At 57.4% G+C, this 10,328-nt stretch carries 7 protein-coding genes; 3 read left to right on the top strand and 4 right to left on the bottom strand.

The genetic code is table 11. The annotated features are described in order from the left end of the window. Positions 1-125 precede the first annotated feature (125 nt). From IVB46_RS33375 to IVB46_RS33390, 4 genes are read right to left on the bottom strand one after another with little or no spacing between them, the layout of a single operon-like run. The gene (locus IVB46_RS33375; protein WP_247344362.1) at positions 126-1,073 is read right to left on the bottom strand and encodes a DNA/RNA non-specific endonuclease; all 948 of its coding nucleotides are present in this window, start codon (positions 1,071-1,073) and stop codon (positions 126-128) included. Then, entirely contained in the window at positions 1,073-4,201 is a 3,129-nt protein-coding gene (locus IVB46_RS33380) for an ATP-binding protein (RefSeq protein WP_247344365.1), read from the bottom strand. The genes IVB46_RS33375 and IVB46_RS33380 overlap by 1 nt, the downstream gene beginning before the upstream one ends. Continuing rightward, positions 4,194-6,053: a serine protease gene (locus IVB46_RS33385; protein ID WP_247344368.1), complete on the bottom strand. Its 1,860-nt coding sequence runs from the start codon at positions 6,051-6,053 to the stop codon at positions 4,194-4,196. The genes IVB46_RS33380 and IVB46_RS33385 overlap by 8 nt, the downstream gene beginning before the upstream one ends. A 6-nt stretch (positions 6,054-6,059) precedes the next feature. Beyond that, positions 6,060-7,295 (bottom strand): serine protease, encoded by a 1,236-nt coding sequence (locus IVB46_RS33390; protein WP_247344370.1) that lies wholly within the window; start codon positions 7,293-7,295, stop codon positions 6,060-6,062. 94 nt (positions 7,296-7,389) lie between these two features. On the opposite strand from IVB46_RS33390, the gene IVB46_RS33395 reads away from it, so the two are divergent. The 3 genes from IVB46_RS33395 (at position 7,390) to IVB46_RS33405 (ending at position 10,195) form a co-directional block, all read left to right on the top strand. Further along, on the top strand, positions 7,390-8,754 hold the full coding sequence (locus tag IVB46_RS33395; RefSeq protein ID WP_247344373.1) for a metallophosphoesterase: 1,365 nt from the start codon (positions 7,390-7,392) through the stop codon (positions 8,752-8,754). Between the two features lie 252 nt (positions 8,755-9,006). Further along, complete coding sequence (locus tag IVB46_RS33400; RefSeq protein ID WP_247344376.1) at positions 9,007-9,837, top strand: hypothetical protein; 831 nt, start codon at positions 9,007-9,009, stop codon at positions 9,835-9,837. Between the two features lie 13 nt (positions 9,838-9,850). Beyond that, a complete protein-coding gene (locus IVB46_RS33405; protein ID WP_247344379.1) occupies positions 9,851-10,195 on the top strand; it encodes a hypothetical protein in 345 nt (114 codons plus the stop codon). The last annotated feature ends 133 nt before the right edge of the window (positions 10,196-10,328 follow it).

The raw sequence follows: 10,328 nt of genomic DNA on the forward strand, positions 1-10,328 counted from the left end.
CGGACCACATCATGTAGGTGGATGCTCCGAAGCACGCACCGAATCATAGACTCTCCGAGAGTCAGGCGCAACGCGTAATTGTGCGGTAGCGAACACTCTCCAACGAGCCGGCCGGCATCGCTGGGTCAAACACGAACTTTGTCGAATGTGTCGATGAGCGTCTTTGTTTCGTCGCCCGATACGCGCTCGTGCTCGCTGAAGCCGTCGTACTTGACCAGGGGATCAAACCTCAACCCGGTCTCGTCAATTACCTTTTGGATGCTGATCTGGAAGGTCTTGTACTTGCCAAAGACGAACTCGAGCTCGCTCAGCTGCTCCTCCTGGCCGATCTTGTAAGCGGTCGCCGAGGGTCTCCCGTCGTCCGTGACGATCGCGACGACCTTCCAGAACGCCAACGGTATCCTCGCTCCACGGTATTCGAGATCGTCCTTGGTAAGGTATGGCCCCGTGAAGACGCTGACCTTCATGTCATCTTGGCGGGTGTGATTGAGCACGTAGTTCTCGAGGCCCAGCCATATCACCTGATTTACGCGGGCCATCTGGGGGCACGAATTCGTGAAATGGAACGTGTCTTCGTTTGCAAGTCCCGCCGACTTTACGGATCCCCAGACCGGGTCTTCTCGCCGTACCATGTGGCCACGATCGAGCTCGTTGCCGTCATAAAGAGCGTCGCCCCACTGATCTTCCTTGTTCAGACGACCATCAAAGCTCCAAGTCGTGATCCGGGGCAACGATCTGCTCTTCTTCCCGTCGATATTGCAGGCCGTAAGCATGGGCATCCGTCGCGACCCCGACATAACGACCGAAAAGTGCTCGTACTTTAGGTCGTGGCCTGTGCCTCCTCGTCTTGGGCCAAGAACGTCATCCGTGCCGGCTTTGGGCAAAGGCAAGTCTATCGACCAGCCGTCCAGAAAATCGGGGACATAGCCCTCACGCCCCGCAAAGTAATCGGGATCGGTCGTCGGCTCGCGTCCAGCTCGCTCCAACTCGGATTGAAGGAATTTCCGCTCAGGGAACACAAGACCAGTCATGGTATCGAGCGAAGCGGTCTTTTCGAGAGAAGCTACGGTCATCACAAATCACCTCGGTTGGAAAAACGACTGAGAATGTATTCTACGGCCCGATCGAGACGCGCGTACGCCTCGGCCACTTCACGGATCTTCTTGGAGATCGGGCGTCGTCTAGTGACGTTCTTTATGAGCTCCGGGCGTCGACCGCTCCTGTCGATCAATTCGATAGGCAGGACGAGCGCCTTGACGGCGTCGCGACTTAGATTCTTTCGGAACGAACGGCCCTCAGCATCTTGGAAAGGAAACGGCAGGACGCTACTGACCGCCTCAAAGATAGCCTCTACACCCAGCTCGTCGGCGCATTCTGCCAACGCATATCGGAGCGGATCTCGAAGTTCGGGGTCCGGTCCTCTCAAGTACCGGATTGCGTCGTCCATGCTCCACCGGTGCCAATGCAGCGGGAATTCGACGCTGAGCTTTCCTTCCACGCCATCTATGTTCGCCAATATTTCGCGGATGTAGGGACGACGCGCCATGCTCCCGATCGATCGCAGAACGTCCAATGTGCGGTCGATGAGCTCGACAGACGAGCTTTTGTCGCGGCGCCGCAGCTCTCCTTTGAAGTCTTCCAGCCACCTCTCATCCAGTATCAGGTGCGAGGTCCGGAACCTTGCTGTCACCCAGTCCATTGCGCAGCTAATGCCAATGAGCAGGACCTGTCTGGGACCGACGCCGGGAGGAATGCGCGCCTGCTCGGCGATCCTGAGCAATCTCGTCGCCAAGTGCGCCGACTCAAGACCTATTGGGGAGCGGCTGTCGACCAAGGCCAATCCCAAGGCGATCCGGCCGGTGAATTCGGCGCCGCCATCCTGCAGGCTTTCTGCCTGCTTCGTGATCGAATCCACGTCGAGCAGCCGGTCCAATTCAGCGCCCGTCACGGGGAGCGGCGCGGCCAATTCTCGTGGGAAGATCGTTTCTGCAAGAGCGCTGAGCGACTCGAGCCTAGGGACGTACGTCTGATCGCCTCTATCAGCGAGATCACGCCATTCCGCAGCCCCGAACAAGGCTTCAGTTTCCCAGCTTTCCAAACCTCCAGACCGCGAAGTCGTGCCACGGAAGGTATTAGGCGAGCTGCCTACGATAAGCGCCGCCGCGCTACCGAACTCTTTCCCTGCCACGAAGCGCTTCCCGGCGTCTTGGATAGCCGCATCTCGGTAGCGGGAGGGCAATAGGTCGATATCTTCCGTCCGTAGCGGAAGACGTTGCGCTCGTCGCACGAAGACCTGTGCGGAATAGGGCAGGTCGGCGATATCCGGAGCGAAGTACTTCGCCAACCTTCTCGTCCGCGCCATGTCGAAGGAGTCGAGGTCGGCGGGATCGGCTATCAGCATCAGCGAATGATAGAGCGCTTCCGCTTCAGATATTTCGTCGCCTCTGTCGCGGAAGTATTTCCGGGCGGCCTCGTTAATCGCTCGTGCCTGCAAGGGCTTTTCCGCAATCATTGCCCTAAGCATCGACCGACGTAGGTCTCTACGATGCCAAATGGTTCCATCCGGCTGCTTTGATGCGAGCCATGCATAGGAGGCCAAGCCCCTCGTCGCTGCTCCGATGCGATCCTTCGTCATCTTCAAGCCGAGTGCGGGGACCAGGACTTGTTCCACGATCTCCTCGTTGACAAACCTGAGAACGAGACCGGGGTGCGCCAGTTCTCTGACGTCGCCGTTTCCTATGCGCAGAAGCACGCGGCGATAGACGACGCCGGCGAACATTCCTTTCGCCAACGTTCCGCCTTCGCGAAGGTCCGCCACCAGAGCAGAGGCACTCTTCGCCGGGCCGTCGGTAAGAAGACGAGCGAGCAATCGAAGTTCGAGAGGTCGCTTAGGCATCGAGTTTTCCGCGAGCAAAACCTTTGCGTCCTCGCGCGAAACACCTTGGTCGGCCAGCACCTTGGAGGCGGCTCGCTTGCTAAGCTCGCCGAGCACGATCTTGACCGGCTCCTTAGCCTTGATCTCGTTGGGTAGAGCTTCGGAATCGTCGTCATCATCGTAAGAGCCGGTTAGGCGGCCGCTGAACACAACTTTCAGCTTGATTGGCCTGAGGGCCGAACTGATGTCATCGAGCCACTCCATCAGCACTGTCGCATGGCCCGAGACAATTACTTCCTCCATCGTATCGAGAACGAGGAGAATGGGTCTGTCTTCGAGATGATGCTGTTCCAGGAGTTTCCTGACATTCCTGAGCAGGATTCGAGTCACCCTGTCGAAGCTGGCCGACTCGAAGCCGTCGTGACTTGAGCTTCCTCTTGTCAGTCGAACCTTTTCCCTCTCTTTCTTTAAGTCCGCCTCGAGCTCGGGCCGTTGATAGCCGATCTGACGGGTTATTTCGAGCTCGAGCAAATGCGGCTCGGATGCATCGATTCCAGGTCGATCGAAGTCGAGAGTAGCAATGGTCGCTTCGTTCAGCTTTGCGACATCGGAGAGAAAGTTGGCAACGAGAGTGGACTTCCCTGATCCTCCCAGACCGGAAATCACGATGCTCGACCGGCTGTCCGAATCGTCCGTTCTGAGAAACTCCTGGAGCTGCTCGAATTGCTGCGAGCGGCCATGACACGGTGTTTCGAGCAACGAGCTGTAATCCGATAGGAAATTGCCCTTCGCTATCTCAGCTTCGAGCGGCGACGTGTCGGGCACCGGCATTCCCATGCCCTGCAAAACCCTGACGGCCGCGAGTGCCTCTATGGCTTCGTTCTGATTGTCTACGCTGATTTCGGCGGCCGCCCCCGACTCGATCGTTGTTCTCAACGTGACGCCGAACGTATCGGTCTCGGGCAACTTCTCGTGAAGCAGATTCGCGGGGGTTTCCACGTCTTTGAGAGCTTGTTCGCGGTTCGCGACGGACAGCATCCACTTCGTCTCGTTGTCCTCTGGGATTATGCAGAGAGGCGCTAGGCGAGACATCACCGTCATCTTGAGGTCTTTATCTTCGTCCAATCTGAAGAGTTGCTGCGGGTCGAAGCGCCCGCTAACTGCTGCATCTCTGACCGCCGCAGCGAGCCGCTTTGAAACCACGTTGAGGTCCGGAAGCGGCGACGAAATTGGGCTGGACGACGACGCAGCGCCAAGTTCGGGATCCGTACGGCGAGCCGCACGGGCCGCCGCCAGTTTCTCCAGTTGAGCGAGCCTCTTATCCACCGGAGCCTTCCTCCTGGATCTCGAGCATGTAGTCGATCACCCCTTCCGAGAGTTCGGCGAGGGGATCTTCGGCGAGGGGATCTTCGGCTGCTTTTTCGTAACGCCGGAATATGGTTCCGGCCGCCGTTTTAGCGGAAAGCGACGGTAAGTCTTCGGAGGCGGCGAAGCGTTGAAGGAACGACAGTATCTGGTCCTTCGTAACTGGCTTTGCACTGTAGGCGCCCGCACGGGCGAGTTGTTGAGGGACGTCGTCCTTGAACCCATCTAGAACAATTCGGAACCAATCTCTCTCCTTCGTCTGGTTGAATAGAAGAAGAAGCAGATCCCTTACATCGGTCCGATCGATGGGGGAGGCGTTCAGGTCTTTAAACATCAACCAGACCTTGCGACGGTTCCGGATCTTATCTAGGGCATCCATTGTCTCCAGGACGAGACTATCCTTCTGGAATGCACCTCCGGTCGAGGCAAATTCATCGGGCCGGACGGTCGAGGGCGCTGCTCCTGCCGTAGCGCATATCGCTCTCGCGCAATCGATAGCTGACTTCTTGGCAATAGCTTCCGCTTCGATAACGATCTTGAGGTGATCGCCGTCCGGCAACATCGCCGCAATGATGGCTAGGCAAAAAGTCTTGCCTGACTTGGGTTTGCCTCCAATCGCGATAAGGGTAGGCGGCTCCGTCTTGCCCAAAGACCGCCAGACAAGCGCCTGTAGATCGTCGCGCCCGACGATAGGAAGCGCATAGTCTCCCTCTCCGGCTCTCAGCAGCGGGACCTTATCTGGCTCGGGGTTCGGCAGTCCCCCGCTATTGCTTAGATGTTGGATGATTTTCGTGATCGGTACACCGCGGTTGGCGCCGTCCGGACCTTTCTGCCAGGCGCCCTGATGGATGCCGAATAGCGTGAAGCTCTTGTCGAAACACGGTCCTCCCGACGATCCCGGCAATGAATTCATCTGGTGCAGGAATCTCAAGTCCTGTGCGGCGGCATGTGCCGTGCTGAAGGCGCTCAGCACGCTTGTGTTTGCGCGCATGGGTTGGCCAGCCGGATGGTGGAACAGATAAACAGTCTCCGCCCCCTGTGGGCAGACCGCCGTTGCTTCGAGTTGCGCCCACCTACGTTCGAGTCCCGGCAGCGACTTCAGCCGTAAGACGCAGTAGTCCCAATGGTCGTTGAGCTGCGACAGCTCGTTCGGTAGTTGGTCAGCCAGTTCTTCCGCGTGGCATGACGAGTGCACAACATACCATGCAGTATCCGCCTCGACTTCGAGCCGGCGCATGGGTCCCAAGAGACCGGGCTTAATCGTAACGAGCAGGTCGTCAAATAGGAATCGGATGTTCTGCCTGCCATTTATCGGCGTGTAAGTCGTTTCGCCTCCGGCCTGGATGGTCGGTGTAAACAACGAGCTTACTACGTGCCATGCTGTCAGTACGAGGTTTGGTCCTACGAGGAACCCTGTTCCTTCGATATGACCGCCAACTTCGACTGCGCAGGTCCAGCGCATCGCATCCGCGTACCCTTTCCAGATCAAATGCGGCTGTGGGAAGCCGTTAGCGGCATTCCTGATTGCCTGGAGAGTCGCGTCGCCAACAACCTCCTCGGCGAGCGCCTTGGCGATCTTACCGTCCTCGAGCTTATGGCGAACGACGAGGCTCAGAAACTCGGGAAGGAACCCACGATTGCGGGCGAAGACCAAAGCCTCTGCAAACGCGATGTCACGATCCGGATTCTGGGAAACGGCTTCGGCGGCGAAGCGCCCCGACGCCGGCACATTGATCTGCGCTTGCAAAAAGAGCCGTGCGAACTCGGCACGAGTAGCGCAAAGGGACTGAACAATATCTGGGGTAGAAAGCAAAGTATTTCATCCAATGCGGTCGACAAAAACTACATCAAAAGCGTTCAAACAATCCCGGAGCGACTTGCCGCTTGTGGCGTCCACGCCGTCGAAGGTGAGGCCGAGAATGTGACCCCAGTTCTCCCGAGGCTCTGCCGTACGACCCCCATAGTGGATCGCGGCCGATATCTGCTCCCGACCGACCACCAAGATCACGGACCCAGAGTTTCCCGATAGCGTGGTCGCGTCGTGAGTCACCGTCCAAGGTCTGACGTTCACTTTCGATTTGACCACGACGCCCGGCGCGAGCCGCTTACATCCATAGGTGCTCTTGAAGAGCTGTTCCAAAAGGGTCGTCGGGTTCGCTCCCAGAATTGGCCGACCCGGATAACCGACTGTGTAGATCGTCTGACCAAGATCGGCCCAGTCGGCGGCGATGTCGACGCCGAGCGGTACTGGGGGATTGTCTGCGGCTGTCGCGGGATCCGAAAGCTCGATGAGCACCAAATCGAGGTTCGAGTGGTTGACCGGGGCATCGAGATCGATTTCGTCGCTCGCGGCGAATGCAACCGATTTCAGCGCTCTGTTGGGGTATTGCTTCGTACCGCGGAATTCATGGCCAAAATCGATCGAGCATCCATTTTTGATCTTCCAGTGATTGGCGCCATCCTTCTCGGCGATCACCTGAAGTACGTGACGGTTTGTCATGACCAGGTTCTTCTGGATGAGAAAGCCCGTGCCTTCGAAGCCCTGCTCGCTGCCCGGCACGTCGATCCGGCCGACGCATTGTAACCCCTTGACGAGCAAGTCCCTGCTGGTTTCGATGTCACCCTTCCAGGCTCCGACCGGACTCGTCGTCAGGTCTACTTCTCCGTTTCTGATCATGAAGGAGGGGCGGGATCCATCAGTCCGAACGATTGCCTCGAGCGAAGCGAGCAACCCGGGCTGCGTCGCCAACTTCTTGGCGTCGTTCTGCGACAGGGCTTTGAGGGCCTCTGCTCCATCGCCTACGATCTCGTCGACGAAACCATGAAGCTCTTTGGAGTCGTCCAAGTGCTCGGATACAGCAAAATGAAGCTGCTCCGACGCGACGCTCACGCGTCGTTCGATCGCGCCCGGCGAGAGGTCTAGCGGACGACCAGCGCTTTCGGTGCGCCCTTCGGAGGACTCGGACGCGTCCATGCTTGGCACGGGATTGCCCGACCGCATGATTTCCATATAGCGCCCGATATCGACGGGCGCGTGGCCGTCCGCTCCTGCCATATCCAGCCCTCATCGGTGGTCAGGTTGCGTTATATGTCAATTGCAAGTCTAATGAGAGAGGCGGGGCGGACGCAAGGCAATTGTGGGGGAGCATATGGAAGGGCCGACTACCCACCGAGATCACTTCCTGTCGATCTTTCAATCAGCCGCGGCAAGTTACGATCGCAAGCTGGCGGCAGTCCGTGCGGAGGGGGCGCCTGAGGCGATAGGTCGCTCCTCGATGGTCGACGCTGCCGCAGAAATCGCCCGCCTTCGGGATGAGGGCAATACCGAAAGCCCGGCGCAACCGACGGTGCGGGAATTGGAACGCCTGTCCCCGACGGAGACCGCCAAGGTCTGCGCGACGCTGGGATTTCAGTATCTCCAAGCCAAAGTGGCAGGGGATACGGCGACCGCCGACCGGATTTCATCTGAGCTCGTAGGCGCGACCTGCGATCCACGTTGGCTTCGTACTCTCGATGAGTATCTGAAATTCTTCGGCGCCGGGGGTACCCGGCGAAAGATACCCTACATTCGGGCCGCGTCTGCGGGGGCGCAGACCTTGTCGCTGGCGAGCAATGCTCGGATCGGTGTCATCGGCGATTGGGGAACGGGCGCAGAGCCCGCTCGAAGACTGCTGACCCAGCTGAAAAGCCAGAACGTCGATACCGTAATCCATCTCGGTGATGTCTATTATTCGGGCACTCCGGAAGAGTGCAAATCGAATTTCTCATCGATCCTGGACGACGTTTTTGGAAAGCCCGGAAAACGAGCGCAGGTCTATACGCTGTCGGGAAATCACGACATGTACTGCGGCGGCGTCGGCTTCTACGGAATGATCAAGAAGCTGAACGTCGACCCCTACAAGCAACCGGCAAGCTTCTTCTGCCTCCGCGCTTCAGACGCTTCCTGGCAGTTTTTGGCTATGGACACCGGGCTGCACGACTACAGCCCATTTTCTGTAGACGACGCAGTACCTTGGCTTGAGGCCGACGAAGAGGAGTGGCACCGTCAGCGACTGGCGGAATTCACGGGGAAGACCGTCCTGCTCTCGCATCATCCGCTGTTTTCAAGATTTTCGCGGATAGGCAAGCCCGGCTCGGATGGCAAGTTGCTTCCGTTCAATCCGAAGCTCAGGGAAACCTTTGACCGATTGAGAGCAACGGGAAAGCCCATCAAGGCGTGGTTCTGGGGGCACGAACACAACCTTTGCATCTACGACACCTACCTAAACCTCGAGAAGGGTCGGTGTTTGGGGCACAGCGCGATACCCGTCTTTTCCGAAGACGATCCGTATGAAGACGTAGAGAATCTGGTCGATCCGCCGACGCTGATCGAGGGCACCAAGATCGGTAAGTCCGAAGACGTCTGGGCGCATGGCTTCGCCGTGCTCTCTCTGTCTCCGCAGTCCATTGCGGTCGAATACTTCGAAGATCGCGACGGCGTTGCGATCAGGACCTTTCAAGAGACCATCGCATGAGGCGGAATTCGGCTTCCGATAAAGGGCCGACGCCGTAGTGGACATGGTTACGCACTTCAATTGTAGTGGGCATTATCAATAGTCACACAGGGGCATAACGAGATGCGAAAGTCGTTCGCCGTTTTGATGGGCGTGGCATGTTGTTTCTTGACGAATTGCTCGATACATCCGCTGCCAGACGACGTAACGCTTTCTACCTACGATGTCGCTCGGACGATACGCTGCGAAGCGCGCAAGTCCGTCAGGGAGAAAGTGAAGGTGTTTCTCCAATACGCCATCCTGGAAAACGGCCAGCCTGATCTACCCGCCAGAGAAATAAGCGCCCGCCTCGAAGCGAACTCCACGCTCTTCTACAAGATCGATTCGAAATGGTTCACTGGACTGACGAAGTTCTACTTCGATACGTTCAAGAACTCCGCGGTTGCATACGACTTCACCTTCGACATGACGGAAGTAAACAATGTCGATGCTACGATCGATCTCTTGAAGCCCTTCACTACATCGAAGGCCAGTGCCGCGCTCACAGCCGGAATCGATCGGACGCGCCAGAACATACGGACCTTCACGATCACCGATACTTTCATCCATTTGATGAAGGAGGTCGACGACCAGTACTGCGTCCCGGAGTACATCCGCGGTCCGAACTACGCTTATCCGATTGCAGGACGGGTAGGCATCGACGAAATGATCGACACCTTTGTCGATCTAACCCTGTTTGCTCATTTAGACGGCGACAGAAAGGCAAAAGGGCCGCCGACTATGGGCGATATATTGAAATTCACGACCAAGATATCGGGTGGGGCGACTCCCAAGATCGAACTATCGCCGTTGGGTCAGGCACTCCGCGTTGCGGATGCTTCCCTCACTTTCGCAGCTTCGAGGCAGGACATCCATACTCTGATCGTCGGTCTCTCCTTGCCGACTGCCGCTACGCCTTTGGACTTCGTCGGTCCAAGCACGCCTGGCTTCCTGGTGGCGGCAGTGGGAACCCCTGCCGAGCGGTCTGCCGCGAAAGCCATCGAACGCGTGATCACGCGTTTCGAGCTCGGAAGGAATAACGTTGTGCTCGTTCCAAGCCCCTAAGCGGAGGATGACAATGACCGAACCCGTATATCTAAAAGGCCGTCCGATTAAGATCTCGATCGGCGTATTGATGAAGCTATTCAAGATGCTGGACGAGCTGAAGTTGCTCGATGCGTTCATAGCCGAGGCAGATGCCGATGGTTCGTACCTTACGGTCGATGCCCGTACGGTAAACTTCATCAAGCGCTACGTTTTCGAGAAGAACCTTCACATAGAAGGGTCGGCAGTTTCCGAGCTCGAGTCCGTTAGGCCACACCACAGCGAGTTGGCTCAATCGATAGTCGGCAAATCGCCTCCAGAATGCGGAACGTACAAGTGCTGTCATATCCACAATGGGGTGGTGGCCGAGCGAACCTAAGCTTAGCTGAAAAGTAGGCTGATTTTGTTTCGTTCGCGCGAGCAGTCTCGTCACTAGTGATCTCCGTGCCTTCATATTTCCCTTAAGCAAGGCAGTTACGGTTCGATAGACAAGAATTCGCCAGAGGTGATGA

Source organism: Bradyrhizobium sp. 61 (assembly GCF_023073075.1).
Lineage (GTDB): Bacteria > Pseudomonadota > Alphaproteobacteria > Rhizobiales > Xanthobacteraceae > Bradyrhizobium > Bradyrhizobium barranii.